Origin of the sequence: Streptomyces sp. NPDC055966 (assembly GCF_042269865.1) — a bacterium.
In the GTDB taxonomy this organism is placed as follows: domain Bacteria; phylum Actinomycetota; class Actinomycetes; order Streptomycetales; family Streptomycetaceae; genus Streptomyces.
This window is the reverse complement of the sequence record NZ_JBHJYK010000003.1, coordinates 133991-159942: the sequence shown is the minus strand read 5'-3', so window position 1 is coordinate 159942 and position 25952 is coordinate 133991. Positions and strand designations below refer to the sequence as shown.

General features: G+C 71.6%; 24 protein-coding genes and 1 tRNA gene. 7 read left to right on the top strand and 18 right to left on the bottom strand.

Going from position 1 to position 25952, the window contains the following annotated elements; all coding sequences use genetic code 11:
* Nucleotides 1–76 precede the first annotated feature (76 nt).
* On the top strand, nucleotides 77–901 hold the full coding sequence (locus ACFC8N_RS07595; protein ID WP_362821460.1) for a trans-aconitate 2-methyltransferase: 825 nt from the start codon (nucleotides 77–79) through the stop codon (nucleotides 899–901).
* Between the two features lie 2 nt (nucleotides 902–903).
* Nucleotides 904–1287, top strand: coding sequence for a glyoxalase (locus ACFC8N_RS07590; protein WP_356027126.1), 384 nt, complete (start codon nucleotides 904–906; stop codon nucleotides 1285–1287).
* A gap of 10 nt (nucleotides 1288–1297) precedes the next feature.
* Here ACFC8N_RS07590 and ACFC8N_RS07585 read toward each other — a convergent pair whose 3' ends face one another.
* Together ACFC8N_RS07585 and ACFC8N_RS07580 are read right to left on the bottom strand one after the other, a co-directional pair.
* On the bottom strand, nucleotides 1298–1975 hold the full coding sequence (locus ACFC8N_RS07585; protein WP_071379360.1) for a TetR/AcrR family transcriptional regulator: 678 nt from the start codon (nucleotides 1973–1975) through the stop codon (nucleotides 1298–1300).
* On the bottom strand, nucleotides 1972–2979 hold the full coding sequence (locus ACFC8N_RS07580) for a fatty acid desaturase (protein ID WP_356027129.1): 1008 nt from the start codon (nucleotides 2977–2979) through the stop codon (nucleotides 1972–1974). The genes ACFC8N_RS07585 and ACFC8N_RS07580 overlap by 4 nt, the downstream gene beginning before the upstream one ends.
* Before the next feature lie 298 nt (nucleotides 2980–3277).
* On the opposite strand from ACFC8N_RS07580, the gene ppc reads away from it, so the two are divergent.
* Nucleotides 3278–6022 (top strand): phosphoenolpyruvate carboxylase, encoded by a 2745-nt coding sequence (gene ppc, locus ACFC8N_RS07575; protein WP_376287318.1) that lies wholly within the window; start codon nucleotides 3278–3280, stop codon nucleotides 6020–6022.
* 78 nt (nucleotides 6023–6100) lie between these two features.
* On the opposite strand, the gene ACFC8N_RS07570 is transcribed toward ppc, so the two are convergent.
* The 7 genes from ACFC8N_RS07570 to ACFC8N_RS07540 all read right to left on the bottom strand — a co-directional run bounded on the left by ACFC8N_RS07570 (nucleotide 6101) and on the right by ACFC8N_RS07540 (nucleotide 11761).
* Nucleotides 6101–6607, bottom strand: coding sequence for a hypothetical protein (locus ACFC8N_RS07570; protein WP_356027135.1), 507 nt, complete (start codon nucleotides 6605–6607; stop codon nucleotides 6101–6103).
* Nucleotides 6608–6659: 52 nt separating this feature from the next.
* Nucleotides 6660–7262 (bottom strand): aminoacyl-tRNA hydrolase, encoded by a 603-nt coding sequence (gene pth / locus ACFC8N_RS07565; RefSeq protein WP_356027137.1) that lies wholly within the window; start codon nucleotides 7260–7262, stop codon nucleotides 6660–6662.
* A gap of 75 nt (nucleotides 7263–7337) precedes the next feature.
* A complete protein-coding gene (locus ACFC8N_RS07560; RefSeq protein ID WP_376287315.1) occupies nucleotides 7338–7931 on the bottom strand; it encodes a 50S ribosomal protein L25/general stress protein Ctc in 594 nt (197 codons plus the stop codon).
* A 173-nt stretch (nucleotides 7932–8104) separates the two neighbouring features.
* On the bottom strand, nucleotides 8105–9085 hold the full coding sequence (locus ACFC8N_RS07555; RefSeq protein ID WP_356027141.1) for a ribose-phosphate diphosphokinase: 981 nt from the start codon (nucleotides 9083–9085) through the stop codon (nucleotides 8105–8107).
* A 154-nt stretch (nucleotides 9086–9239) separates the two neighbouring features.
* Nucleotides 9240–10688: a bifunctional UDP-N-acetylglucosamine diphosphorylase/glucosamine-1-phosphate N-acetyltransferase GlmU gene (gene glmU, locus ACFC8N_RS07550; RefSeq protein WP_376287313.1), complete on the bottom strand. Its 1449-nt coding sequence runs from the start codon at nucleotides 10686–10688 to the stop codon at nucleotides 9240–9242.
* A gap of 123 nt (nucleotides 10689–10811) precedes the next feature.
* A tRNA-Gln gene (locus ACFC8N_RS07545) sits at nucleotides 10812–10882 on the bottom strand.
* Between the two features lie 6 nt (nucleotides 10883–10888).
* Nucleotides 10889–11761 carry a hypothetical protein gene (locus ACFC8N_RS07540; RefSeq protein WP_376287311.1) on the bottom strand — a complete coding sequence of 291 codons (873 nt, stop codon included), beginning with the start codon at nucleotides 11759–11761 and terminating at the stop codon, nucleotides 10889–10891.
* 166 nt (nucleotides 11762–11927) lie between these two features.
* On the opposite strand from ACFC8N_RS07540, the gene ACFC8N_RS07535 reads away from it, so the two are divergent.
* Nucleotides 11928–13244 carry a sensor histidine kinase gene (locus tag ACFC8N_RS07535; protein WP_376287309.1) on the top strand — a complete coding sequence of 439 codons (1317 nt, stop codon included), beginning with the start codon at nucleotides 11928–11930 and terminating at the stop codon, nucleotides 13242–13244.
* A gap of 30 nt (nucleotides 13245–13274) precedes the next feature.
* Here the strand turns inward: ACFC8N_RS07535 and ACFC8N_RS07530 are convergent, their stop codons facing one another.
* Both ACFC8N_RS07530 and ACFC8N_RS07525 read right to left on the bottom strand, forming a co-directional pair.
* Complete coding sequence (locus ACFC8N_RS07530) at nucleotides 13275–13811, bottom strand: SUKH-3 domain-containing protein (RefSeq protein WP_376287307.1); 537 nt, start codon at nucleotides 13809–13811, stop codon at nucleotides 13275–13277.
* Nucleotides 13812–13893: 82 nt separating this feature from the next.
* A complete protein-coding gene (locus ACFC8N_RS07525; protein WP_356027152.1) occupies nucleotides 13894–14409 on the bottom strand; it encodes a YwqJ-related putative deaminase in 516 nt (171 codons plus the stop codon).
* 263 nt (nucleotides 14410–14672) lie between these two features.
* Between ACFC8N_RS07525 and ACFC8N_RS07520 the strand changes: the two genes are divergently transcribed.
* The 3 genes from ACFC8N_RS07520 to ACFC8N_RS07510 all read left to right on the top strand — a co-directional run bounded on the left by ACFC8N_RS07520 (nucleotide 14673) and on the right by ACFC8N_RS07510 (nucleotide 19659).
* Nucleotides 14673–15683, top strand: coding sequence for an SMI1/KNR4 family protein (locus ACFC8N_RS07520; protein WP_356027155.1), 1011 nt, complete (start codon nucleotides 14673–14675; stop codon nucleotides 15681–15683).
* A gap of 10 nt (nucleotides 15684–15693) precedes the next feature.
* Entirely contained in the window at nucleotides 15694–18465 is a 2772-nt protein-coding gene (locus ACFC8N_RS07515; RefSeq protein ID WP_376287305.1) for an SUKH-4 family immunity protein, read from the top strand.
* A 309-nt stretch (nucleotides 18466–18774) separates the two neighbouring features.
* The gene (locus ACFC8N_RS07510) at nucleotides 18775–19659 is read left to right on the top strand and encodes a cellulose-binding protein (protein WP_376287303.1); all 885 of its coding nucleotides are present in this window, start codon (nucleotides 18775–18777) and stop codon (nucleotides 19657–19659) included.
* A gap of 6 nt (nucleotides 19660–19665) precedes the next feature.
* On the opposite strand, the gene ACFC8N_RS07505 is transcribed toward ACFC8N_RS07510, so the two are convergent.
* From ACFC8N_RS07505 to ACFC8N_RS07475, 7 genes are all read right to left on the bottom strand, one after another.
* On the bottom strand, nucleotides 19666–20466 hold the full coding sequence (locus tag ACFC8N_RS07505) for an enoyl-CoA hydratase/isomerase family protein (protein WP_356027162.1): 801 nt from the start codon (nucleotides 20464–20466) through the stop codon (nucleotides 19666–19668).
* On the bottom strand, nucleotides 20463–21725 hold the full coding sequence (locus tag ACFC8N_RS07500) for a cytochrome P450 (RefSeq protein ID WP_356027164.1): 1263 nt from the start codon (nucleotides 21723–21725) through the stop codon (nucleotides 20463–20465). Before ACFC8N_RS07500 ends, ACFC8N_RS07505 begins: the two co-directional genes overlap by 4 nt.
* A gap of 157 nt (nucleotides 21726–21882) precedes the next feature.
* The gene (locus ACFC8N_RS07495; RefSeq protein ID WP_376287725.1) at nucleotides 21883–23187 is read right to left on the bottom strand and encodes a cytochrome P450; all 1305 of its coding nucleotides are present in this window, start codon (nucleotides 23185–23187) and stop codon (nucleotides 21883–21885) included.
* A 100-nt stretch (nucleotides 23188–23287) separates the two neighbouring features.
* Nucleotides 23288–23902, bottom strand: coding sequence for an ATP/GTP-binding protein (locus ACFC8N_RS07490; RefSeq protein ID WP_356027166.1), 615 nt, complete (start codon nucleotides 23900–23902; stop codon nucleotides 23288–23290).
* On the bottom strand, nucleotides 23877–24248 hold the full coding sequence (locus tag ACFC8N_RS07485) for a DUF742 domain-containing protein (protein ID WP_356027169.1): 372 nt from the start codon (nucleotides 24246–24248) through the stop codon (nucleotides 23877–23879). Before ACFC8N_RS07485 ends, ACFC8N_RS07490 begins: the two co-directional genes overlap by 26 nt.
* A complete protein-coding gene (locus tag ACFC8N_RS07480; RefSeq protein ID WP_356027171.1) occupies nucleotides 24245–24646 on the bottom strand; it encodes a roadblock/LC7 domain-containing protein in 402 nt (133 codons plus the stop codon). The genes ACFC8N_RS07485 and ACFC8N_RS07480 overlap by 4 nt, the downstream gene beginning before the upstream one ends.
* Entirely contained in the window at nucleotides 24643–25848 is a 1206-nt protein-coding gene (locus tag ACFC8N_RS07475) for an ATP-binding protein (RefSeq protein ID WP_356027173.1), read from the bottom strand. The genes ACFC8N_RS07480 and ACFC8N_RS07475 overlap by 4 nt, the downstream gene beginning before the upstream one ends.
* Nucleotides 25849–25952 lie beyond the last annotated feature (104 nt).

The window sequence follows — 25952 nt, the reverse complement described above, 5'->3', positions numbered from 1 at the left end:
GTGGTTCTGTCGACATGAAGTCTCTTGACCTCAAGTCTCTTGACATCAAGATAATGGGGAGGGGAGAGTGGTGGGCATGACGAACCCCACCTGGGACCCCGGTCAGTACCTGCGCCACGCCGGCCATCGGGCCCGCCCCTTCGCAGACCTCCTCGCCCGCGTCCCCGCCCTCCCCACGCAGCCGCCCGCCGGGCACCCGCGCATCGCCGACCTCGGCTGCGGCCCCGGCAACGTCACCGTCCGGCTCACCGAGCGCTGGCCGGGCGCGCACGTCACCGGGTACGACAACTCGCCCGAGATGCTCGATGCCGCCCACACCGGCCACGCGGGCCCCACGGCCCAGGGAGGCCTGCTGGACTTCGCCGCCGCCGACGCGCGCACCTGGACGCCCGCGGTGCCGTGCGACCTGATCGTCTCCAACGCCACGCTCCAGTGGGTGCCGGGCCACGCCGACCGGTTCGCCGACTGGATCGGCGCCCTGAAGCCCGGCGGCACCTTCGCCTTCCAGGTGCCCGACAACATCGACGCCCCGCTGCACGCCCTGATGCGCGACCTCGCCGCCACGCCCCGCTGGAAGACGCGCCTCGGCGACGTCCTGCGCCGCACCGACTCCGTGCACACCCCCGGCGCCTACCTCGACCGGCTCGCCCGCCTCGGCTGCGCCACCGACGTGTGGCAGACGACGTACCACCACGTCCTGCACGGCGAGGACGCCGTCCTGGACTGGGTGAAGGGCACCGGACTGCGGCCCGCGCTGACCGCGCTCGCCGACGACCCCGAAGCACGCGACGCGTTCCTCACCGAGTACCGGGACCTGCTGCGCGAGGCCTACCCGAGCGCGCCGTACGGCACGGTCATGCCGTTCCGCCGGCTGTTCGCCGTCGCCGTGAAGGAGGCCTGAGCATGCTCGTCGCGGTCGATCACGTGCAGCTCGCGGCCCCGCCCGGGTCGGAGGACGCGCTGCGGGCGTACTACGTCGGCGTCCTCGGCATGACGGAGATCCCCAAACCGCCGGTGCTGGCGGCACGCGGGGGCTGCTGGTTCGAGGCGGGCTACGTCCAGCTGCACATCGGCATAGAGGAAGCCCCCGCCGGAGGCGGAGCATGTCACTGGCGGGCGGCGAAGAAGGCGCACCCGGGGCTCAGGGTCACGCGGATCGAGGAGTACGCGGCCCGCCTCGAATCGCTCGGCGCCCCGGTGACCTGGGACGACAACCTCCCTGGCCATCTGCGCTTCTACTCGCAGGACCCGGTGGGCAACCGGCTGGAGTTCCTCCAGCCCCGGTGACCGCCCAGGACTACGCCTTGCGGTGCCCTATCAGCCGCGGCTTCTGCTCCAGTCCGTCCAGCCCGTGCCACGCCAGGTTCACCAGATGGGCCGCGACCTCCGCCTTCTTCGGGCGGCGCACGTCCAGCCACCACTGGCCGGTCAGCGCGACCATGCCGACCAGCGCCTGGGCGTAGAGGGGAGCGAGCTTGGGGTCGAAGCCCCGGCTCTTGAACTCGCGGCCCAGGATGTCCTCCACCTGGGTGGCGATGTCCGAGATCAACGAGGCGAAGGAGCCCGTCGACTGCGGGATGGGGGAGTCGCGGACCAGGATGCGGAAGCCGTCCGTGTACTCCTCGATGTAGTCCAGCAGGGCGAAGGCGGCCTGCTCGCACAGTTCGCGCGGGTGCCCGGCGGTCAGCGAGCCGGTCACCATGTCCAGCAGGCGGCGCATCTCGCGGTCCACCACCACCGCGTACAGCCCCTCCTTGCCGCCGAAGTGCTCGTACACCACCGGCTTGGACACCCCGGCCTTCGCCGCGATCTCCTCCACCGACGTGCCCTCGAAGCCCTTCGCCGCGAAGAGGGTGCGACCGATCTCCAGCAGCTGCTGGCGGCGCTCGGCGCCGGTCATACGGGTCCGGCGGGTCCGCCGCGGTTTGTCGGTGCTGGAAGTGCTGCTGGAGTCGGTCGCCACGGCCTCCATCATGCCGCCTCGGCGCTCACCTTCCGGCGCCGGGAGCCGTCATCACCGGTGTTACGGCGCGAATCGATACGTGAGCGTGACGGCCAGCGCACGTCGTACGCCCAGCCGAGCAGCTCGAAGATCCGGATGAAGCGGGCCGAGGAGTCGACCTGGCCGCGCATCACCCCGTGCCGCGCCGACGTCGGGTCGGCGTGGTGCAGGTTGTGCCAGGACTCCCCGCAGGACAGCACCGCCAGCCACCACACGTTGCCCGAACGGTCCCGCGACCTGAACGGCCGCTTGCCCACCGCGTGGCAGATCGAGTTGATCGACCAGGTCACATGGTGGAGCAGCGCCACCCGGACGAGTGAACCCCAGAAGAACCCGGTGAACGCGCCCCACCAGGACATCGTCGCCAGACCGCCGACCAGTGGGGGCAGCGCCAGCGACACCGCCGTCCACATCACGAACTGCCGGGAGATCGCCCGGATCGCCGGGTCCTTGACCAGGTCCGGCGCGTACTTGTCCTGCGGGGTCTGCTCCTCGTCGAACATCCAGCCGATGTGGGCCCACCACAGGCCCTTCATCAGCGCCGGCACGGTCTCCCCGAACCGCCACGGCGAGTGCGGGTCGCCCTCGGCGTCGGAGAACTTGTGATGCCGGCGGTGATCGGCCACCCAGCGCACCAGGGGGCCCTCGACGGCCAGCGACCCCATGATCGCCAGCGCGATCCTGAGCGGCCGCCTCGCCTTGAACGAACCATGCGTGAAGTACCGGTGGAAACCGATCGTGATGCCGTGGCACCCCAGGAAGTAGAAGAAGACCAGCAGGCCCAGGTCGAGCCAGCTCACCCCCCAGCCCCAGGCCAGCGGCACGGCCGCCACCAGTGCCAGGAACGGCACGATGATGAACAGGAGCAGCGTGATCTGCTCGATCGAACGCTTCTGCTCGCCGCCCAGCGTGGCGGAGGGGGCGGAGGTGTCGGTGGCCTTACGGGCTTCGTCGATCACATCGGAACTGGAGGTCATGCGCGTCCCCTGGCGGGTCGAGGGTCGGGGCGGACACCGGGCGGCCGGAACCGGACGGGAGTCGACGATATTCCCTACGGTTCCGTAACCTACGGCGTCGTAAGTATGGCAGCGTGTCACACAGCGGCAAGAGCCCCACAGCCTGCGCCTCCGTATGGACACCTATCCTTGGTCTCGGTCGGACAGCGCGGTCCGCTGAAGTTTCCTTCCCGGACGCTCCGGCCCGTATGCGGCTCCCCGCCGCGTGGCAGACCGCCGGGTTCCCTCCAGACGTTCCACACTGCAAGGAGCCGCACCTGTGAGCAGTGCCGACGACCAGACCACCACGACCGGCAGCGAGCTGCGCGCCGACATCCGCCGCCTGGGTGATCTCCTGGGCGAGACCCTCGTACGGCAGGAGGGCCCGGAGCTGCTCGACCTGGTCGAGAAGGTCCGCCGCCTCACCCGCGAGGACGGCGAGGCCGCCGCCGAGCTGCTGCGCGGCACCGAGCTGCAGACCGCGGCCAAGCTGGTCCGCGCCTTCTCCACCTACTTCCACCTCGCCAACGTCACCGAGCAGGTGCACCGCGGCCGCGAGCTGCGCGCCCGCCGCGCCGCCGAGGGCGGCCTGCTCGCCCGCACCGCCGACCGGCTCAAGGACGCCGACCCCGAGCACCTGAAGCAGACCGTCCGGCACCTCAACGTCCGCCCGGTCTTCACCGCGCACCCCACCGAGGCCGCCCGCCGGTCCGTCCTCAACAAGCTCCGGCGCATCGCCGCCCTCCTGGACGCCCCCGTCCTGGACTCCGACCGCCGCCGCCACGACGTCCGCCTCGCCGAGAACATCGACCTGGTGTGGCAGACCGACGAGCTGCGCGTCGTACGGCCGGAACCGGCGGACGAGGCCCGCAACGCCATCTACTACCTCGACGAACTGCACGCCGGGGCCGTGGGCGACGTCCTGGAGGACCTCACCGCGGAGCTGGAGCGGGTCGGCGTGAAGCTGCCCGACGACACCCGCCCCCTCACCTTCGGCACCTGGATCGGCGGCGACCGCGACGGCAACCCCAACGTCACCCCCCAGGTCACCTGGGACGTCCTCATCCTCCAGCACGAGCACGGCATCAACGACGCCCTGGAGACCATCGACGAGCTGCGCGGCCTGCTCTCCAACTCCATCCGCTACGCCGGCGCGACCGAGGAACTGCTGACCTCCCTCCAGAGCGACCTGGAGAAGTTGCCCGAGATCAGCCCCCGCTACAAGCGCCTCAACGCCGAGGAGCCCTACCGGCTCAAGGCCACCTGCATCCGGCAGAAGCTGGAGAACACCAAGCAGCGCCTCGCCAAGGGCACCCCGCACGAGGACGGCCGCGACTACCTCGGCACCGGCGAGCTGCTGAGCGACCTGCGGCTCGTCCAGACCTCGCTGCGCGAGCACCGCGGCGGCCTCTTCGCCGACGGCCGCCTCGGCCGCGTCATCCGCACCCTGGCCGCCTTCGGCCTCCAGCTCGCCACCATGGACGTCCGCGAACACGCCGACGCCCACCACCACGCCCTCGGCCAGCTCTTCGACCGGCTCGGCGAGGAGTCCTGGCGCTACGCCGACATGCCCCGCGAGTACCGCGCCAAGCTCCTCGCCAAGGAGCTCAGGTCGAGGAGGCCGCTCGCGCCGACCCCGGCACCTGTCGACGCGGCCGGCGCCAAGACGCTCGGCGTCTTCGAGACCGTCAAGAAGGCCCTGGCGGTCTTCGGCCCCGAGGTCATCGAGTCGTACATCATCTCCATGTGCCAGGGCGCCGACGACGTCTTCGCCGCCGCCGTCCTCGCCCGCGAGGCCGGCCTGATCGACCTGCACGCCGGCTGGGCCAAGATCGGCATCGTCCCGCTCCTGGAGACCACCGACGAGCTGCGCGCCGCCGACACCATCCTGGAGGACATGCTCTCCGACCCGTCCTACCGGCGCCTGGTCGCGCTGCGCGGCGACGTCCAGGAGGTCATGCTCGGCTACTCCGACTCCTCCAAGTTCGGCGGCATCACCACCAGCCAGTGGGAGATCCACCGCGCCCAGCGCCGGCTGCGCGACGTCGCCCACCGCTACGGCGTACGGCTGCGCCTCTTCCACGGCCGCGGCGGCACCGTCGGCCGCGGCGGCGGCCCCTCCCACGACGCGATCCTCGCCCAGCCCTGGGGCACCCTGGAAGGCGAGATCAAGGTCACCGAGCAGGGCGAGGTCATCTCCGACAAGTACCTGATCCCCTCCCTCGCCCGGGAGAACCTGGAACTGACCGTCGCCGCCACCCTCCAGGCCTCCGCCCTGCACACGGCACCCCGCCAGTCCGACGAGGCCCTCGCCCGCTGGGACGCCGCCATGGACGTCGTCTCGGACGCCGCCCACAGCGCCTACCGCAGGCTCGTCGAGGACCCGGACCTCCCCGCGTACTTCTTCGCCTCCACCCCCGTCGACCAGCTCGCCGACCTCCACCTCGGCTCGCGCCCCTCGCGCCGGCCCGACTCCGGCGCCGGACTCGACGGCCTGCGCGCCATCCCGTGGGTGTTCGGCTGGACCCAGTCCCGCCAGATCGTCCCCGGCTGGTTCGGTGTCGGCTCCGGCCTGAAGGCCCTGCGCGAGGCGGGCCTGCGGCAGGAAGGGGACACCGTGCTCGACGAGATGCACCAGCAGTGGCACTTCTTCCAGAACTTCATCTCCAACGTCGAGATGACCCTCGCGAAGACCGACCTGCGCATCGCCCAGCACTACGTCGACACCCTCGTCCCCGACGACCTCAAGCACGTCTTCGACACCATCAAGGCCGAACACGAGCTGACCGTCCGCGAGGTCCTGCGCGTGACGGGCGAGCGCGAACTGCTCGACGCCCAGCCCGCGTTGCGGCAGACCTTCACCATCCGCGACGCCTACCTGGACCCGATCTCCTACCTCCAGGTCGCCCTGCTCAAGCGCCAGCGCGACGCGGCCGCCGCCGGCGCCGAGGCCGACCCGACGCTCTCCCGCGCCCTGCTCCTCACCGTCAACGGCGTGGCGGCCGGCCTGCGCAACACCGGCTGACCCGGCCCCGACACAGACGGTGCCCCCGAGGCCGTACGACCCCGGGGGCACCCTCTTTTTCGCAGCCTTTTCCTCAGCTCACTGGATCGCCACGAACGCCGCCGTCAACAGCCCCGCGCCGGACAGCCCCAGCACCCAGGCCACCCGCGTCAGCCGCATCCCGCCCGCGACCACCACCGAGGCCAGCAACAGCGCCCCGCCCAGCGGCACCCACGCGTACAGGATCCCCGCCGGCCCCGAGCGCACCGCGTCCGCCGTACCCGGCTTCAGAACCACGTCGTACGTCCGCCCCGCACGCACCGCCACCGACTCCGGCAGCTCCACACGCGCGCGTGCCCGCGACCCCGACGTCGTCGGCGTGAACGGGCCGGCACACGTGTTTCTGGCGCAGGAGGTCACCCGGACCGTGCCCGCCTCCCGCCCCTTGGCCAGCATCACGTGCTGCGCGGTCCCCCACGAACCCCACACCCCGGCGAACAGGATCAACGCGGCGACCGCGCCCATCGCCACGACCCGCCCGAGGCGCAACGCGGACACGGACACCTGGCGGGCGGTGGCGGCTGTGGCAGGCATGGCCGGGATCATTGGCCATACCCACGCGGCGGGTCAACCCGCGTGTCCGCCGTAGAAGCACATGTCAGGAGTTGTACGCGCTCTGCGCCCGCTCCAGCCCCTCCGCCAGCAGGCACTCCACCGCGTCCGCCGCACGGTCCACGAAGTAGTCCAGCTCCTTGCGCTCCGCCGACGAGAAGTCCTTCAGCACGAAGTCCGCCACCTGCATCCGCCCCGGCGGCCGCCCGATCCCGAACCGCACCCGGTGGTAGTCCGCGCCCATCGCCTTCGTCATCGACTTCAGACCGTTGTGCCCGTTGTCCCCGCCGCCCAGCTTCAGCCGCAGCACGCCGTAATCGATGTCCAGCTCGTCATGGACCGCGACGACGTTCGCCACCGGCACCTTGTAGAAGTCCTTCAGCGCGTTCACCGGACCACCGGACAGGTTCATGTACGACGCCGGCTTCGCCAGCACCACCCGGCGGCTCGCCGGCCCCGCCGGCCCGATCCGCCCCTCCAGCACCTGCGCCTGCGCCTTGCCCGCCCGCTTGAACTTCCCCCCGATCCGCTCCGCGAGCAGGTCCACCACCATGAAACCGACGTTGTGCCGGTTCATGGCGTACTCCGGCCCCGGATTGCCGAGCCCGACGATCAGCCAGGGGTCACTGGCGGCGGTGGTCACGTCCATGTCTCCTTGATACGCGCCAGCCGCCGCCCCCGGACAAGGGAGCGGCGGCTGAACAGTTGACGACGCCTACGGCGCTCAGGCCTCGGCGGCCTCTTCGCCCTCGGCGGCCTCGCCCTCGGTCTCCTCGGCCTGCGCGGCCAGGACCTGCAGCACCACCGCGTCCTCCTCGACGGCCAGCGTGGTGCCCTTCGGCAGCACGATGTCCTTGGCGAGGACGGAGGCACCGGCCTCCAGACCCTCCACGGACACCGTCACGGCGGCGGGGATGTGCGTGGCCTCGGCCTCGACCGGCAGGGCGGTCAGGACGTGCTCCAGCAGGTTGCCGCCCGGGGCCAGCTCGCCCTCGGTGTGCACCGGAACCTCGACGGTGACCTTCTCACCACGCTTGACCAGCAGCAGGTCGACGTGCTCCAGGAAACCCTTGATCGCGTCACGCTGGACGGCCTTCGGGATCGCCAGCTCGCTGGCCTTGCCGTCGATGTCCAGGGAGATCAGGACGTTCGGCGTACGAAGCGCCATCTGAAGGTCGTGGCCCGGCAGGGTCAGGTGGACCGGCTCGGTGCCGTGGCCGTACAGGACAACCGGAACCTTGTTCTCGCGGCGGATGCGACGAGCCGCACCCTTGCCGAACTCGGTACGGGTCTCGGCGGCGAGCTTCACCTCGGACATGCTGATCACTCCTCGTAGAGGTAGGAACGGACGGGGTCACCCGGCCACGAACGGCCTGCTACGAAGAGCGCGTCGATAACGGAGCGCCGTACATACGCGTACGGCCTCCCTCGCCGAGCAACTTCAGCAGTCTACTCGGCGGGCAGGCCGTACCCAAAAGGATCTTCAGCGACTCACTGCTCGTCGAACAGGCTCGTCACCGAACCGTCCTCGAAGACCTCACGCACCGCGCTCGCGATCGTCGGAGCGATCGACAGCACCTTGATCTTGTCCAGGTCCGCCGCCAGCTCACCCGGCGTCGGCAGCGTGTTCGTGAACACGAACTCACTCACCGGCGAGTTCTTCAGCCGGTCCGCGGCCGGACCGGAGAGCACACCGTGCGTCGCCGTGACGATGACGTCCTCGGCGCCGTGCGCGAACAGCGCGTCGGCGGCCGCACAGATCGTGCCACCCGTGTCGATCATGTCGTCCACCAGGACACACACCCGGCCCTTGACCTCACCCACGACCTCGTGGACGGTCACCTGGTTCGCCACGTCCTTGTCACGCCGCTTGTGCACGATCGCCAGCGGCGCACCCAGCCGGTCGCACCAGCGGTCCGCGACCCGCACCCGGCCCGCGTCCGGCGACACCACCGTCAGCTTGTCCCGGTCCACCTTGTCGCCCACGTAGTCGGCGAGCAGCGGCAGCGCGAACAGATGGTCGACCGGGCCGTCGAAGAAGCCCTGGATCTGGTCCGTGTGCAGATCCACCGTCAGGATCCGGTCCGCACCCGCCGTCTTCATCAGGTCGGCGATCAGACGCGCCGAAATCGGTTCACGACCCCGGTGCTTCTTGTCCTGCCGCGCGTAACCATAGAAAGGCACGATCACCGTGATGGAACGGGCCGACGCACGCTTCAGCGCGTCCAGCATGATCAACTGCTCCATGATCCACTGGTTGATCGGAGCCGTGTGGCTCTGGATCACGAAGCAGTCCGCACCACGCGCCGACTCCTGGTACCGGACGTAGATCTCGCCGTTCGCGAAGTCGAAGGCCTTGGTCGGGACGACCCCGATACCCAGCTGATGGGCGATCTCCTCGGCAAGCTCGGGGTGGGCGCGGCCGGAGAAGAACATCATCTTCTTCTCGCCGGTCGTCTTGATCCCGGTCACAGCACTGTCTCCTCAGAGGTTGTCTCATCCAGCCGGCTGCTCGTACGGCCTCCCGTCTGGGCATGAAAGGCCGAACCAGCTGGTAGGGGTGCGGGTGCACGCGTGCGGATGTGCACTTATCACGGTACGCCGTGTTTGGCGCACACGTTTCCGGTCAGTCCTCGCTCTCGCCCTGCCGGGACGCCGCCTCGGCCGCCTTCGCCGCCGCGCTCCCCGGACGCTTCCGGGCCACCCAACCCTCGATATTCCGCTGCTGACCACGGGCCACGGCCAGCGAACCGGGCGGCACATCCTTCGTGATCACGGACCCGGCGGCGGTGTAAGCGCCGTCCCCGACCGTGACAGGAGCCACAAACATGTTGTCCGAACCCGTCCGGCAATGCGACCCGACGGTGGTGTGATGCTTGTCCTGGCCGTCGTAGTTCACGAACACGCTCGCCGCGCCGATGTTCGTGTACTCACCGATCGTCGCGTCACCGACGTAGGAGAGATGGGGCACCTTCGTCCCCTCCCCGATCGAGGCGTTCTTCGTCTCGACGTACGTCCCGATCTTGCCCTTGGCACCCAGCCGCGTCCCCGGCCGCAGATACGCGTACGGACCCACCGTCGCGTTCGCACCGATATGGGCCGAGTCGGACACCGTGTTGTCCACCCGCGCGCCCGCACCCACCTCGGTGTCCTTCAGCCGGCTGTTCGGCCCGACCTCCGCGCCCTCGGCCAGGTGCGTGACACCGGTCAGCTGCGTCCCCGGATGCACGACCGCGTCCCGCTCGAAGGTCACGGTCACGTCGACCCAGGTCGTCGCCGGGTCGACGACGGTGACCCCGTCGAGCATCGCGGCCGTCAGCAGCCGGTCGTTGAGGATCCGGCGCGCCTCGGCGAGCTGCACCCGGTTGTTGATCCCGGCGATCTCGCGGTGATCGCCCGCCACCGACGCCCCGACCCGGTGCCCGGCCTCCCGCAGGATCCCGAGCACATCGGTCAGGTACTCCTCGCCCTGGCTGTTGTCCGTCCGCACCTTCTTGAGCGCCTCCGCCAGCAGCTGCCCGTCGAACGCGAACACCCCGCTGTTGATCTCCCGGACCGCCCGCTGGGCCTCGGACGCGTCCTTGTGCTCGACGATCGCGGTGACCGCGCCGGTGGCCTCGTCGCGCACGATCCGCCCGTACCCCGTCGCGTCCGGCACCTCGGCCGTCAGCACGGTCACGGCGTTGCCGTCGGCGGCGTGCGTCCCGGCGAGCTGCTTCAGGGTGTCGGCGGTGAGCAGCGGCGTGTCCCCGCAGACGACCACGACGGTCCCCTCCACGGTCCCGCCCAGCTCCTCCAGACCCATCCGCACGGCGTGCCCGGTGCCGTTCTGCTCCGCCTGCACGGCGGTCCTGGTGCCGGGGTCGATCTCGGCGAGGTGCGCGGCGACCTGCTCACGGGCGTGACCGACGACGACCACGAGGTGCTGCGGGTCCAACTCACGGGCGGCGGCCAGCACATGGCCCACGAGGGAACGGCCGCAGATCTGGTGCAGGACCTTCGGTGTGGCCGACTTCATACGGGTGCCCTCACCCGCTGCGAGAACGACGACGGCGGCCGGGCGAATGGCGCTCACGGGGTTGCCCTTCGGCTCTGGATGGGTGGGGATACAGCCGCAGGATACCGGGGCGTTTCGTGGAGGACATGAGAGCGGGCCCTGACGGTGATGACACCGGTCAGGACCCGAACTGAGGTTGTGCTCCCGGGGGAGGACTCGAACCCCCATGATCAGAACCAAAATCTGACGTCTTGCCCTTAGACGACCCGGGAATTCCGCTATGTCCGATTTGCTAGATCGGCTGCGGTGGCAGCACCTACTATGCCGTACCAGGCGCCTTCGATGCGACGGTACAGCTCTGCGCTCTGCCGTACGGTGAGAGCCAGGCAGCCGCGGTAGTTGTCCCCCGTGTTCTTGCGCACGGTTTTCGGGTTGTGCCGTTTCACGGTGGTCTTGCCGAAGGTGCTGAGGTCCGCCTGGACGACGCCCGCCCAATATTGCTCGGCGGCCTCGATGTCGGCTGACTCGTGGATCATCAAGTGGAACCTGATGCGCTCCCGCTCAACTTGGAGTAGGTCGAGCCAGGCGAGGAAGAGGCGGATCATGTTCGGGTCGCTGTTGACGAAGGTGACTCGTTCGCGCCGTGCGTGGGGCTTGTCCTTGGTGCCTTCCGCCCAGTAGGCGGCGACACCAGCGATGAACAGCTCGCGGGTGCTCATCGTGCCGATCTCGCTTGCGGCGGCCGCCTTGGTCTGCTGCCTCTCCTCGTCCCTCACTGCCAGTTCGTGCTCCCACCTCTTGCGGGCCGCCAGCTTCGCCTGCTGGGTTGGCTCGTGTCGCTCCGGCTTCGGTAAGTCCCGCACCCACAGCGAGATCGAACTCTTCGAGCACCCCAGCTCGACCTGGATCTGGTCGTACGTCCAGCCCTGGAGTCGTAGCTCCCGCGCCCTGTCCCGCAGGTCGTCCTTCGCGTTCGGGCGCTTGGTCCAGTCCGGCGGGGGCTCGCCCTCCAGGAGGCGGTTGAGGATGTCGTTGTTGTCGACGTGCAGGCGGTCGCGGATCTGTCGTCGGCTGAGGCCCGCCCGCCGCAAGGCCGCCGCCCGTTGCCGTAACCCCTCGAAGTCGGCGTATTTGCCGTGTGCATGTGTCATACGCATACCGTCCTGACGGAATGATCCGTTCCGGACGTGAACGGGTGTGGTTCACCAGTTCGAGGGATATCGGATCGTTTCGAGGTCGCTCGGTCACGGAGTGTGGTGTGTTGCGGTAGGCGAAAGTCGCCGGAAATGGCGGACCGGTCGCCCGTAGGCTGGATGCATGACCACGACGGGGGAAGAGCACACCGGGGGCCCGACCGGCCCCTGGTGGTGGGCCAGGTGGCGCAGTGCGGTGCTCGACGGGAGTCTCGCGCTGGTGTCGGCTGTGGAGTGCGGTGCCGAGGGGGTGCCGTTCGCGCGGGACGCGGGGATTCCGGTGTCCCTGGGGGTTCTGTTCGGGGTGATCGCCGGGTCCGTGCTGTTGGTGCGGCGGAAGTGGCCGATCGCCGTCGTGCTGGTCGCCATCGCGATCACGCCGGCCGAGATGGGCTTCCTGATGGGCATCGTCGGCCTGTACACGCTGGCGTCGTGCGAGCTGCCGCGGCGGGTCATCGGCGCGCTGGCGGGGATGACGTTGCTGGGCACGATGATCGTGACGTTCGTGCGGGTGCGGCAGAGCACGGCGCGCGGGGATCTGACGCTGGGTGACTGGTTCGTGCCGTTCGCGGCGGTGACGACGTCGTTGGGGCTGACGGCTCCGCCGTTGCTGTTCGGGCTGTACGTGGGTGCGCGGCGGCGGTTGATGGAGAGCCTGCGGGAGCGGGCGGACTCTCTGGAGCGGGAGCTCCAGTTGCTCGCGGAGCGTGCGGAGGAGCGGGCCGAGTGGGCGCGGGGTGAGGAGCGGACGCGGATCGCGCGGGAGATGCACGACGTCGTGGCGCACCGGGTGAGCCTGATGGTGGTGCATGCGGCGGCGTTGCAGGCGGTGGCGCGGAAGGATCCGGAGAAGGCGGTGCGCAATGCCGCTCTGGTGGGGGACATGGGGCGGCAGGCGCTGACCGAGTTGCGGGAGATGCTCGGGGTGTTGCGGGCCGGTGAGGACGTGGTGGGCCGGCGGGGTGCGGGGGTGCCGTTGGCGGCGGTGCGGGAGGCGGCTGCTGCGGCGGCTTCGCGGGCGGTGGACGAGACGGTGTCCGGGGACGGGCCGTGTCTGTCGGAGCTGGACGAGTTGATCGGGCAGTCGGCGGCGGCGGGGATGGTCGTGGAGCTGTCGGTGATGGGGGAGGCGCGGTCGTATGCGGCGCAGGTGGAGCAGACGGCGTACCGGGTGGTGCAGGAGGCGCTGACGAACGTTCACAAGCATGCGGCGGGTGCGAAGACGCATGTGCGGCTGGCGCACCGGGTGTCGGAGATCGCGATGCAGGTGGAGAACGAGGCGCCGCCGGAGCCGGGTTCCGCGTCCGCGGCCGGGCTGCCGTCGGGTGGGAACGGTCTGGTGGGGATGCGGGAGCGGGTCGCGGCGCTGGGCGGCGTGTTCGTGTCGGGGCCGACGGACGCGGGGGGCTTTCGGGTGTCGGCGGTGATTCCGGCGGTGTAGCCCGGTGGCGTCCGTGCGGTGGGCCGGTGGTCAGCCGGCGGTGAGGCGTACGGGTTCGATGCCGGTGATGAGGGTGGCGAGGGCGTGGTCGATGTCGGGGCCGACGTACCAGTCGCCGGTGTGGTCGAGGGTGTAGACGCGTCCTTCGGTGTCGATGGCGAGTGCCGCGGTGGTGTCGGTCTCCTGGCCGAGGGGGCACAGTTCGGTGCCGAGGGCGAGGCCGAGGTCGCCGAGGGTGCGGGCGAGGTGGCGGCCGTGGAGCGGGTCGAGGTGGAGGGTGGCGGGTGCGATCTGGCGGCCGGGTCCGCCGGGGGTGATGCGGAGTCCGCCGAATTCGGCCCAGGCCTCGACGGCGGCGGGGAAGACGGTGTGCCGGTGGCCGGCGGGTGAGGTGTGTTCGCGCAGGGTGTCGGCCCAGTACTCGGCTTGTTTTATGTCCCAGCGTCCCGGTTGCCAGCCGGCGGAGCGCAGGGCGGCGTCGACGGGGACGGCGAAGCGTGGTGCGGTTGCCCCGTGCTCGGTGGTGGGGCGGTGGTGCTTGGGGGTGGTGGCTTGGTCGGGGTGCATCTGCCCTTCGTTCGTCGTGCCGGCGGTGGTGCGGCGTTGGTACTGGGGGTGACGGCGGTTTTCGGCCGTCGGTTGCCGCGGGTCAGCCGTCGGTTGCCGTGGGGTCGACGATGCGGACGCCGAAGTGGGCGCTGAGGGCGGTGCAGGCGCGGCAGGGGGTGGCGAAACTGCCGTGGAGGGGGTCGCCGTCCTCGCGTATGCGGCGGGCGGTGAGTTTGGCGTGTTTGAGGGCTTTGCGGGCCTCGCCGTTGGTCATGGGTTTGCGGGCGGCGCGTTTGCTGCGGGTGGCGTCGGCGGCGGTGATGTGCCGGGAGATGAGGATCGTCTCGGCGCAGCGGCCGGTGAAGCGGTCGCGTTGGGCGCTGGTGAGGGTGTCGAGGAAGTCCTGGACGAGGTGGTGCAGGGCGGGGGGTGTGTCGCCGCGGGCGGCGGTGCCGGTGAGGGTGGCGCCGTGGACGGAGAGGGCGGCGGCGACGGTGGGCAGGATGCCGTCGCGGCGGTGGCGGAGGGTGGGGACGGGGGGTGCGTCGGGGCCGCTCCAGCCGATGCGGGGGTCGCCGGAGCGCACGTCGGTACCTCCGTGGTGCAAGGTATTCATGATCGTCTTCCCCTCCCGGGCATCCCCCCGAAGGACACAGGGTGCCAAATGCCGTGGCTGGTGCGGAAGCTGGGGCGGGGCGACACGCCACGGTCGGGGCAGGTCGTCACGGTGGGGTGACGGCCGGTCACGGAAGCGGAGGGGTGCTTTCCGCGGGGTTGCGGTGGGCCGGTGACCGGGGTGCGTGTACCGCATAGGCTGTCGCCATCCGCGATCGACACCGCCGATTGAGGCCTAAGAGAACGCCGCAGGGGGCTACCGCCATGACGACAGGTCGGCTCGGGCAGCAAGCCGCGCCACCGAACGCGGCCTACGCCGGGCAGGTCGTGCACTTTCCGGATCCGGTCCGGGCGGCGCGTCACCCGAGAGGAGTACGGGTCGACGAGCGCGGTTACCCGGATTTCGCTCCGTACGCGCGCGTGGCGGTGGAGATCGCCGAGCCGCCGGACGGGTTCGGGGTCGACGAACTGCGGCTGACGGACTACGTGTCGGCGAACGCCGCGCTGGCCGCGGACCGGCACGAGTTGTGGGACACGGTGCCGGACGTGGCGACGCCGCACGGCTGGACGTGGCACCACGTCGCGGGTACGCGGCGGTTGGAGCTGGTTCCGGTCGAGGTGAAGGCGCTGCTGCGGCATCACGGCGGGATCGCGACGGCGCCGGTGGACCACGGCAAGCGCGGGACGCGGCCGTTGCAGGAGACGCGGCCGGCGCACTTCGGGCTGCCGAAGTCGGGTGCGGCGGTGTCGGAGGCGCAGGTGCTGGGGGTCGAGGAGGATCTCGGTTACCGGCTGCCGGGCGCGTACCGCTCGTTCCTGAAGGCGGCGGGCGGTTGCGCGCCGGTGGGCACGGCGTTGGACGCCGAGTTGGGTCTGCTGGTGGACCAGCCGTTCTTCACGGTGCGGGACGAGGCGGCGGTCAATGACCTCGTGTACGTCAACAAGTGTCTGCGGGACCATCTGACGAAGGACTACCTCGGTGTCGCGTTCGTCCAGGGCGGTCTGCTCGCGGTGAAGGTGAAGGGCGCGCGGCCGGGTTCGGTGTGGTTCTGCGCGTACGACGATGTGCGGGACGTGGATCCGTCGTGGTCGCCGGCGGAGCGGGTGGAGCGGTTGCTGCTGCCGGCGGGCGACGACTTCGACGCGTTCCTGTCCCGGTTGGCGGGTAGTCCGCCGGAGTTGGAGACGGTGGCGAATCTGATGGTCGACGGTGGTTTCGCCCATGTCGTCCCGGTGTCGTCCGGTTCGGCGTCGTCCGGTCCGGTGGGGGAGTGAGCTTCAGGCGATGGTGACCTACGCGCAGGCGCAGGAGCGCGCCGAGGAGTGGATCAACGGCGACGTGCCCGCGTACCAGCATCGTGAGGTGCGGGTGCGGGAGTTCGAGCTGGGGTTCGTGGTGTGGGGCGAGGACCGGGCGGAGGGCCCGCGTTCGGACGGGGGTGCGCAGCGGCTCGTCATCGCCCGCGACAGCGGGGAGGCGACGCTGTGGCCGGCGCTGCCGGTGGGTGAGGTGATCCGCCGCTTCGAGGAGGAGTACGGCGGGCCCGACGGCCCGCAGGGCGCGGCACCGGCGCCGGCGCCCGCCCGTGTCGACCTGAACCAGACGTCGTTCCTGCTGACTCCGCCGGAGTGGTTGCAGGAGGCGGCGGACAAGATGGGCATCGGCGAACGGCGTCCGGAGCCCGGGTCCGGTGCCGGGGTTTCGGCTGCCGGTGGTGCGGGGCCGGCGCAGACGCAGGCCGGGGTGCCGGCCGCCGCGCCCCCTGCGGCCGCGCCTCCCGCGGGTGCGCCTGCTGCCGATGTGCCGGTGGGCGCGACGCCGTGGGCGGGTACGGACACCAACGCGGACCCGGGTGAGGACGACCGTTCCGTGCCGCTGCCCGCGACGGTGTTCGCGCCGCCGCTGAGCGAGCCCGACGTTCCCCGGCCTCCGGCGTCCACGCCGGAGGCGAAGACGGCGCTGATGTCGGGGGGCAGCCAGCTGCCGCCGACGGCGGTCGCCCCGGCGCTCGACGCTTCCCGGCTGCCGGGCACGCAGGGCGGTCCGCCCGCTCCCGCTGGAGCGCCGGGGGCGCCCGGTGCACCCGGGGTGCCCGCGGCTCCGGCCGTGCCGGGTGCCGCGCAGACCAGCACGCCCCCGCCCCCGCCGCCCGGTACGGCGCCGTACGGCTACCCGCAGGCGCCGGGCGCACCCGGCACGCCGCCGCCGGGCGTACCGGCCCAGGCACCGGCGCCCGGTGCCCCGTTCCCGCCTCCGGGCGCCCACATGCCTGCGCCGCCTCCGGGCGCCCCCTCGTACGGCTATCCGCAGGCGCCGGGCGGCGCTCCGGACGCGTCGCTGATGTCGGCGGACTCCGGCACGTCCGGGCGGTCGCTCGCGCCGAACGCCGGGGACATCGCGGACGCCGCGACGAGCAAGGCCGCGCCGCCGCCGAGGAAGGCGCGCGGTGGCGCGGGTGCGCCGCCTCCGCCGCCAGGTGCTCCGGGCACGCCGGGCGCGCGCCCGGGGGGTGCGACGCCGCCGCCCGCGCCGAGCGCGTCCGCGAACGCGTATGTACCGACGCAGTTCGCGCCGGCGCTCGGGCCGGAGGGGCTCCAGGGCCCGGGCGCTCCGGGCACGCCGAACGCGCCGGGCGCCCCCAACCCGCCTGCCCCGCCCGGAGGCAACGTGCACCAGGCGGCCACGATGCTGGCCGACCCCAGCCAGCTGGGCGGCGGCGCACCGCAGCCTCCGGGCGCCCCTGGAGCTCCGGGTGTCCCGGGCATGCCTCCCGCGCCCGGCGCGCCCCAGCCTCCGGGAGCCCCCGGAGCCCCCGGAGCCCCCGGGGCTCCTGGCGCACCCGGCGTGCCGCAGCCTCCGGGCGGTCCCGGTGCGCCCGGTGGCGGCCGGGGTGCCGTGCACCAGGCGGAGACCATGCTGGCCGCCCCGCCGGTGGGCGGACCGGGCGCGCCTGTGCCGCCCGCCCCGCCTGCCCCGCCCTCTCCGGGCGCCCCCGGGATGCCGCCGGGCGCCCCGCAGCCGATGCCGCCGGGCGGGCCCGTTCCGGGGCAGCCGCCGGCGTACGGGTATCCGCCGCAGGGGCAGCCGACGGTCGGCCCCGGCTACCAGGCCGTGCTGCGCTACCGCGCGCAGGACGGTTCGGAGCAGCAGCTGATCCGGCGTTCGGCGCCGGGCACGCCGCATCCGGAGTGGCAGATCTTCCATGAGCTGCGGGCGATGAACGTGCCGTCGGACCAGGTGCTGGAGCTGCACACGGAGCTGGAGTCGTGCGAGCTGCCGGGTGCCTACTGCGCGCGGATGATCCGGGAGCAGTGGCCGCAGGCGCGCATCGCGAGCATCGCGCCGTACGGCACGGACCACGCGAGCCGGCAGCAGGGGATGCAGCAGTTGCTGGCGCACCAGGGCGAGTTGCACCAGGTGGCGGACGGGCCCGCGCGGCCCGCGCCGCTGCGGGCGCCGCTGCCGCCGGTGCAGGCCGTGCCGCCCCTGCCGCCGGAGGGGATCGCGCAGGAGCTGGCGGCGGCGTTCGGGCCGGCGGTGTTCCGGTTCGAGCAGCAGGCGGTGTCGCGGCAGGGCGTGCCGCCGGTCGTGGCGCACACGCTGGTGGTGGCCGGGCTGCCGGTGGACATGGGGCCGTTCTTCTGGGCGCAGGCCCAGCCGGGCCGGCCGGTGCCGACGCTGGCGGAGCTGGCGGCCGAGCGGGGGGTGCAGCCGGCGGCGGACGCGGGCTCGTACCTCGTGATGGGCACCGACTTCGGCCGGGCGATCTGTGTGCAGTACGGCACGGCGAACATCGTCGCCGTCCCCGTGGAGGCGGGGCCGGGCGGTGCTCCGGTGCCGCCGCAGTTCGTGAACACCGGGCTGCCGGAGCTCGCGCGCTGTCTGGCGCTGCTGGGCCGGATGTGGCGGCTGCGGTACGGCCTCAACCAGGAGCAGGCGGGCCGCTGGACCGTCGACTTCCAGGCGCAGCTGGCCGCGCTGGACCCGGCGGCGCTCGGTTCGCCGGAGAGCTGGTGGTCGGTGCTGCTGGAGCAGATGTGGGACGGCCTGCTGTAGCGAACGCCGTCCGGTGGTGAATTCGGGATGCCCTTCACGCGTGCGTGGAGGGCATCCCGCGTTGTGCGGCCGGTCCGCGTTCCGCCCGGGCGCCCGTCGGCCGAACGGGTTCGCGGTGTGGTCGTCCGCCGTGCCGACCAGCTGCCGCGAACGGCCGTCCGTACGACGCCGATCGCGGTGTGCGGGTATTCGAGCGTGACGTGACTGCGGAGTGTCGCGTTATGAACACTTACGCCCGATCCATCAAGATGTGCGCGAAATCAACCTGACGGGTATGTCGTGGATGTCTGGTGGAGAGGGGTTCCCACGGTGACCAGTGCATCGATGCCGCCGCACGGCTTCGTGACCGTCCGGGGGCGCGGCTACCGCCCGGATCAGGTGGACGCCTTCGTGCGGGCGCTGTTCGACGACCGGGACGCCGCGTGGGAACGCGCCGCGCGGCTGACCGTGCTCGCCCGGGAGATGGGGGAGGAGGCCGCCCGGGCGCGCGAGGTCGTCGCGCAGCTCGCGCCGCAGACGTACGAGACGCTCGGGGACTCCGCGCGGCGCCTGTTCCAGGTCGTGCAGGAGGAGGCGGCGGACCTCAGGAAACGCGCGCGGCGTGAGGCGGAGAAGCGGGTCGCGCAGGCCGAGGCGGACGCGGCGCGTGCCCTTCAGGAGGCGCGGGACGCCGCGGACGCGCTCCGCGCGGAAGCCGACGATTACGCCCAGCGGCTCCTTCTCGCCGCACGCGCCGAGGCCGACGACTACCGCATCGGCAGCCGGCGGGCGGTGAAGGCGGGGCGTACGGAGGCGCTCGCGGCGGTGCGCGAGGTACGGCAGCGCGCCACCGGCATGCTCGGCGAGCAGTCCCGGGAGCACACCGAGCGCTGGGCCGAGGTGGAGCGCGTGGAGGCCGAGCGGGCCGCCGCGCTGGACGCGCGGTACACCGAGCGGATGAGCCGGGCCGAGGCCGAACTGGCCGCGGCCGAGCGGGCCCTGCGGGAGGCCGAGGAGGCGGCGGTCCGCGACCAGGAGGAGGCACGCGTGCGTGCCGCCGAGATCCTCGCGCACGCGCGCGTGCGCGAGGAACGCATCGCCGGCGAGACCGAGCAGGTGCTGCGCGAGCACGGCGAGACCTGGGACGTCGTGCACGCGCAGATGGACACCGTGCGCAACCGCCTGATGATGCTGACGGGGCGAGCGGTGGACTAGTTGCGGTCAGCCGGTCTCGTGGGATCGGGACCGGAACTGTTCCGCCACCACCGCCGCCATCAGCTCGGCGTCGAAGGCGGAGGCGTCGGCGAGGCGGGTCGGGGCGCTCAGGGAGTTGAGGAGGGTCTTGGTGACCCTCAGGGCGGTCGGGGGACGGCGGACGATGGGCCTGGCCCAGGCGCTGACGGCCGCGTCGAGTTCGTGGGCGGGGACGGTCTTCTGGAGGACGGACAGGGCCGCGGCCTCCGTGGCGTCGAAGACGCGTCCGGTGAGGATGAGTTCGCGCACGCGGGCGGCGCCGACCTCGCTGATCAGGCGCGGGAGCAGGCCGCCCCAGGCGGTGGGCAGGCCGAGGGCGAGCTCGGGGAGGCGGAAGGTCGCGTCGTCGGCGCCGACCCGCAGGTCGCAGGCGAGGGCCAGGGCGAGGCCGGCGCCGATGGCCTTGCCCTGCACGCGTGCGATGGTGACGGCGGGGTTGGCGGTGAGCGCGTCGCAGACGCGGCGCGCCTTGGTGCCGGAGAGCCGGATGCCGCTCGCCGTGGGGTCGGCGGCGAGGTGCTCGGCGAACTCGCTCCGGTCGCCGCCGAGACAGAAGTCGGGGCCGGCCGCGCGGAGCACCAGGACCCGAATCGCGGGGTCCTCGTCGCCGAGGACGGTCAGCAGGTCGTCCAGCATCGCGTCGGTGACGGCGTTGCCCTGTTCGGGGACGTTCAGCTCGATGGTCAGCACGGGACCCTGCCGGTCGGCGCGCAGGGTCTTGAGTGTCCGGCCGGCCGGGAGCGCGGTGAGGGGCGGGGCGGTCGTCATGTCGTCACTTTCAGGGAGGCGGCGCGTCTGAAGACCATACGAGGGGCGTAGACGGGTGGCTGGGCGGGCCGCAACGCGGGGAAGCGGCGCAGCAGTTCGGTGAGCAGGACCCGGGCCTCCAGCCGCGCGAGGGCCGCGCCGAGGCAGTAGTGCGCGCCGCCGCCGAAGGTGAGGTGGCTGCCGCGGCGCCGGATGTCGAAGACGTGGGGCTCGGGGTTGCGGCGGGGGTCGTGGTTCGCGGCGCCGTACAGGACGTGGACGGCGGTGTCCCTGGCGATCGGCACCCCGGCGAGGACGGTGTCGTCCGCGGCGACACGGGAGTTGAGGTGGATCGGCGGGTCGTAGCGCAGGACCTCGTCGATGGCGTCGTCGAGGTCCTCGGGCCGGCGGCGCAGCCGTTCGGCCCGGGCGGGCTCGCCGGTCAGCAGCCAGACGGCGTTGGTCAGCAGGGTCGCCGTGGTCTCCAGGGAGGCGATGGTGACGAACATCGTCAGGTCGTAGAGGATCTGGTCGGCGGCCGCGCGGTCGCCCGCGTGCACGGCGTCCCAGTAGCGGATCCAGCCGGACAGGACGTCGTCCCCGGGGCGGGCGCGCCGCTCGCTGATCAGGCGGGTGAAGAAGGCCCGCATCTCCAGGGTGGCCTCGGCGGACACGGCGAGTTCGCTCTTGGTCGGCAGCAGTTCCTGGGCGTGCACCTGGCGGTGGGTGAAGCTCAGGATGCGCGGATAGTGCTCCTCCGGGATGGCGAGCCACCGGCCGACGGTGTGGATGGGGAGCTGTTCGCCGACGACGGCGGCGAAGTCGGCCTCGCCCCGGCTGCGCAGTTCGTCGTCGAGGCGGTCCAGGAGCCGGGTGACGTGGGCGGTGACCTGGGGCTCCATGACCTCCAGCGTGCGCCGGTCGAAGAGGTTGCCCAGGGCGCGGCGCTGACTCGTGTGAGCGGGCGCGTTGAGCCGGGAGAGGGTCCGGGTCATCTCCTGGGTGGCAGGCGCATGCCAACGCTCGGCGTCGGACTGGCGCTGCTGCCAGGCGAAGTCCGGGGTCAGCCAGTTCCTGCCGCGCAGGACCTGGTCGCAGGCGTCGAATCCGGTGACGAAGAAGCCGCCCCAAGGGGCGGGCACCACATCGCCCAGAGCGCGTAAATCGGCCCAGACGGGGCGGGGGTTGGACTGCCCCTCGGCAGAACGCAGGCGACGGAGAAGGGAGATGACGGCCCGGCGGTCGGTCGTGGTACCGCGTATGTCGCCAACGGCGGTCACGCGAAGCTCCTTTGTGGCGTGGACGCTACCGATACCGCCGGAACCTACCCTTCCCCTCCCCCGCATCATGCGCCTCTGTGTGTTGCTCCTGTCACATGCCGTGGCTGGATTTCACCGCCGTCACTTTTCCGCCACAAGTACGGCGTCCGGTTCCGTGTCAGACACGGAAAATGTCCAGGAAGGAGCTCCAGAAACCCTTCTTCCTGGCCGGTTCCTGACGCGTGGACGCGGCGGCCGGCGCGACCGGGTGCGGCTGCTCCGCCGGGACGTGCGCGGACCGGCTCTGGAGGTGCGCCGCCATCCGGGTGGCCGGCGCGGGGCTGAACGCCACCGGCATGGCGACCAGCGCCCGGTGGAAGGGGCCCGGCCGCCACTGGAGGTCCTTCTCGGGGACGACCAGGGTCAGGTCGGGCAGCGCGTTGAGCAGCCGTTCGACCGCCGTGACGGCGATGACCTGTGCCGGGTCCTTGGCCGGGCAGGCGTGCGGGCCCGCGCCCCAGGCCAGGTGGGCGCCCTTGCCGTGGGCGCGCCGGGCCTCGCTCAGCGTGGGGTCGCTGTTGGCGGCGGCGAAGCTGATGACGACCGGGGTGCCCGCCCCGGCCACCACGCCCCCGAGGTCGACGTCCTGGAGCGGGTAGTGGGTGGCGTAGTTGGCGATCGGCGTCTGGTGCCACAGCACATGGTCGATCGCCTCCTCCACCAGCATGCCGGCGCCCTGGTCCTCGTCGGGCGCGAGCAGCAGGAGCAGGGCGTTGCCGATGAGGTTGCGCTCGGGTTCGACGCCCGCGCCCATCAGCATGACCAGCTGGTCCTTGAGCTCCTCGTCGGTCAGGCCCGCCGGGTGCTGGATGAGCCAGGAGGTGACGTCGTCGCCGGGCTGGCGGCGCTTGAGGGCGATCAACGCCATGAGGCAGGCGGTGAGTTCCTCGTTGGCGCGCACCGCGTCCTTGCCGTCGAAGATCGCCGACATGGCGCTGGTGAGGGTGTCGCCGATGTCCGCCGGGCAGCCGAAGAGCTTGTTGAACAGCAGCAGCGGCAGCAGCTTGGCGTAGTCGTTGAGCAGGTCGGCCCGGCCGCGCTCGCTGAACTGGTCGATCAGGTAGTCGGCGATCGGCTCGACGTCGCGGCGGATCCGGCTGATGTTGAGCCGCGCCAGGCTGTCGGTGACGGCCTTGCGCAGCCGCAGGTGCACCGCGCCGTCCGTGAACAGGCAGTTGGGCCGGTACGCCATCATCGGCAGGACCGGGTTGTCCATGCCGATGCGCCCCTCGTTGAGGGCTTTCCAGCGGCGGGCGTCGCGGGCGAAGAGCGTGGGGTTCTGCAGGACGCGCAGCGCCGTCTCGTACCCGACGACCAGGGTGGCGTCGACACCGGGCGCGAGTTCGACGGGGCCGGCCGGGCCCTTCGCGCGCAGCCGGTCGTAGACCTCGTGCGGGTCGGCGGCGAACGTGGCGTCGTGCATGGGGCATCTGCCACCGACGGCGGCGGATGCGATCGGGCTGTCCATGAAACTTCTTCCTCCAGGTCCCGGCGCGAGGGCCGGGGGTGGGCCGGCGGGCTGGTCAGGCCGCGCGGTCGAGCAGATGACGGACCAGCGCGATCAGCGCGTGGCCGGAGGACTGGCGGTCGCGGGCGTCGCAGTAGACGACCGGGGTGTCCGGGAGCAGGTCGAGCGCCTCGCGGACCTCCTCCTCGGCGTAGACCCGGTCGGCCTCGAAGGTGTTGACCGCGATGGCGTATTCCAGCCCGTAGCTCTCGATGAGGTCGATGACGGGGAACGTCTCCTCCAGCCGGCCGGGGTCGACCAGCAGCAGGGCGCCGAGCGCGCCGCGGGCCATGTCCTCCCACAGCTGCATGAACCGCTGCTGGCCCGGGGTGCCGAACAGGTACAGCACGAGTTCGTCGCTCAGCGTCAGCCGGCCGAAGTCCAGGGCCACGGTGGTCGTGGTCTTGCCCGTCACGCCGTGCAGGTCGTCCACGTGGAGCGACGCCTGTGTCATCTTCTCCTCGGTGCGCAGCGGGGTGATCTCCGACAGCGAGCCGATCAAGGTCGTCTTGCCCACGGCGAAGTGCCCGACCACCAGGATCTTCGCCGCGCTGGTCACCTCGCTGGAGACGTAGATGGAGCCGCCTGGGCTCCCGTCCGCCGTCTCAGCCGATGAGGGATTGGAGTCCATTCAGAACCTTTTCGAGGGTCGCTCTGTCTACGTTCTGGTGTCGGGGCGGGGCGGCGCGCAGCAGCAGGTGCCCCTGTGCCGATAAGTCGGTCAGCAGCAGCCGGACGACGCCGACGGGCAGTTCGAGGTGGCCGGCCACCTCGGCGACGGACAGGTATCCCCCCGAGACCAGCTCCCAGATCGCCCTGACCTCGGGGCCGGCCCCCAGCGGAAGGGTCCGCTCGGGAGCCAGGGTGACGAGGCTGTGCAGGGCGAGGTCCTCGGAGGTGGGCAGGCTCCGGCCGCCGGTGATGACATAGGAGCGGACGAAGTCGCTGGTGACTGCTTCCTCGCCGGGCGTCCTCATGAGCGGGCACCGCTCTCCGAGCGGGGCGCCACGCTCATCGCCTTGCTGAGGGCGTTCACCGTCTTCTGCATCCGGAACGACACCGCCTCCATGTCGACGTCCAGCGCGGCCGAGACCGCCAGGTAGGATCCCTGGCCGGCGGCGCTGAGGAAGATCCAGCCGCCGTCGTACTCCAGCAGCGTCTGCTTCCAGATCCCGTGACCCGCCCCGACGAACCCCGCGACGGCGCGGCTGAGCGACTGCATCGAGCTCATCGCGGCTGCGTTGGTCTCCGCGTCGTCCCGGCTGATGTCGTCGGAGCGCTGCAGCAGCAGGCCGTCGCCCGAGACGAGGATGGCGTGGCGGGCCCCGCGCACCTCAAGCACGTCGTTCAGCACCCACGACAGGTCGGTGTTCACTGGTTCTGAGGTCCTTCCGTGGTGTTGTCCCGCCCGAGCTGCGTTCCGCGGGCGAACGCTCCGATCCGCGACGCCGTCACCTCGCTGGCGGGTACGGACGTGCCTTCCTGTGCGAGGGGCGCGGCGTCGGGCACGGCCGCCACCGGGACGGGGCCCTTGCGCCGCCGGCGCTTGGGCAGACCGCCCTGCGTGGTCCCCACCACGTGCGAGGGGCCCACGACCGGGACCGGGGCCAGCCGCTGCGGGGCGGGGGCCTCCTCGACGCCGGGCTCCTGGACGGGCTCGGGCTGCGGGACGTCGGCGGTCAGGAGATCCTCCGGGACACGAATCACTGCGCGCACACCGCCGTAGGGCGAGACCGAGCCGACGGACACGGCGAAGCCGTAGCGGGCGGCGAGCATGCCGCAGACGGCGAAGCCGAACCGGGGCGGGTCGCCGAGCGCGGTGATGTCCACCGGGCGCTCGGGGGAGAGCAGGGCGGCGGCGCGGTCCTTGGTCTCCTGGTCCATGCCGAGACCCGCGTCGTCGACGATGAAGCACACGCCGGTGGGCACGGCCTGGATGTTGACCTCGACCGGCGTACCGGGGGCGCTGTAGTTGGTCGCGTTGTCCAGCAGCTCGGCGAGGACGACGGCCACCGGCTCCACGGCCTTGTTCGCGATGGAGATGCTGACCTGGGAATGGACGCCGACGCGGCTGAAGTCCTTGATACGGCCCTGGGCGCTGCGGGCGACGTCGTAGACGCTGGCGGCGCTGTCGCGGCGGCCCAGCCAGCCGCCGCACAGCACCGAGATGCCCTTGGCGCGGCGGCCGAACTGACTGCCGGTGTGGTCGACGGACATCAGGTCGGCGAGCACGCCGGTGTCGTCGCCGTACTTCTTCAACAGTCCGTCCAGGAGGAGCTGTTGCTCCTCCGCGAGGGACTGCAGGGTGCCCATCGCGGACTTGAGCACGGCCTTGGTCGCCGCCTCGGCGTCCGCGCGGACGTCGGCCAGGTCGTGGTCGTGCTGCGCGCTCAACGTCGTGATGTGCGCGTGCAGTTGGCCGGCCTCGCCGCGGGCGGCGGTGAGGCCGGCTTCGAGGTCGTTCTTCTTTCTTCGGAGAGCCTGGTTGGTTCTCCTGGCCCGCAGTACTGCGATCACCGCAGCGGCGAGCACAACAATCAAGATCCACAGGAGTGGATCTTGGGTCAATGACGTCATGAGACTCTCTTCAAGTCGCGTCGCGCGGGGGAACAGGCCTCAGTCCTACAGGCGGACCAACATCCACTCCTTAGCGACGGGGCCTTGCAGACTTCCCCCGCGCG

Bases quoted from the DNA above. Each gene is read 5' to 3' on its own strand.
- ACFC8N_RS07490 (WP_356027166.1), bottom strand. From the start codon at position 23,902: ATGGACTCCAATCCCTCATCGGCTGAGACGGCGGACGGGAGCCCAGGC.
- ACFC8N_RS07595 (WP_362821460.1), top strand. From the start codon at position 77: ATGACGAACCCCACCTGGGACCCCGGTCAGTACCTGCGCCACGCCGGC.
- pth (WP_356027137.1), bottom strand. From the start codon at position 7,262: ATGGACGTGACCACCGCCGCCAGTGACCCCTGGCTGATCGTCGGGCTC.
- ACFC8N_RS07495 (WP_376287725.1), bottom strand. From the start codon at position 23,187: ATGCACGACGCCACGTTCGCCGCCGACCCGCACGAGGTCTACGACCGG.
- ACFC8N_RS07590 (WP_356027126.1), top strand. From the start codon at position 904: ATGCTCGTCGCGGTCGATCACGTGCAGCTCGCGGCCCCGCCCGGGTCG.
- ACFC8N_RS07585 (WP_071379360.1), bottom strand. From the start codon at position 1,975: ATGATGGAGGCCGTGGCGACCGACTCCAGCAGCACTTCCAGCACCGAC.
- ACFC8N_RS07560 (WP_376287315.1), bottom strand. From the start codon at position 7,931: ATGTCCGAGGTGAAGCTCGCCGCCGAGACCCGTACCGAGTTCGGCAAG.
- ACFC8N_RS07570 (WP_356027135.1), bottom strand. From the start codon at position 6,607: ATGATCCCGGCCATGCCTGCCACAGCCGCCACCGCCCGCCAGGTGTCC.
- ACFC8N_RS07525 (WP_356027152.1), bottom strand. From the start codon at position 14,409: ATGAATACCTTGCACCACGGAGGTACCGACGTGCGCTCCGGCGACCCC.
- ACFC8N_RS07475 (WP_356027173.1), bottom strand. From the start codon at position 25,848: ATGACGTCATTGACCCAAGATCCACTCCTGTGGATCTTGATTGTTGTG.
- ACFC8N_RS07580 (WP_356027129.1), bottom strand. From the start codon at position 2,979: ATGACCTCCAGTTCCGATGTGATCGACGAAGCCCGTAAGGCCACCGAC.
- ACFC8N_RS07520 (WP_356027155.1), top strand. From the start codon at position 14,673: ATGACGACAGGTCGGCTCGGGCAGCAAGCCGCGCCACCGAACGCGGCC.
- ACFC8N_RS07535 (WP_376287309.1), top strand. From the start codon at position 11,928: ATGACCACGACGGGGGAAGAGCACACCGGGGGCCCGACCGGCCCCTGG.
- ACFC8N_RS07515 (WP_376287305.1), top strand. From the start codon at position 15,694: ATGGTGACCTACGCGCAGGCGCAGGAGCGCGCCGAGGAGTGGATCAAC.
- ACFC8N_RS07505 (WP_356027162.1), bottom strand. From the start codon at position 20,466: ATGACGACCGCCCCGCCCCTCACCGCGCTCCCGGCCGGCCGGACACTC.
- ACFC8N_RS07530 (WP_376287307.1), bottom strand. From the start codon at position 13,811: ATGCACCCCGACCAAGCCACCACCCCCAAGCACCACCGCCCCACCACC.
- ACFC8N_RS07485 (WP_356027169.1), bottom strand. From the start codon at position 24,248: ATGAGGACGCCCGGCGAGGAAGCAGTCACCAGCGACTTCGTCCGCTCC.
- ACFC8N_RS07540 (WP_376287311.1), bottom strand. From the start codon at position 11,761: ATGACACATGCACACGGCAAATACGCCGACTTCGAGGGGTTACGGCAA.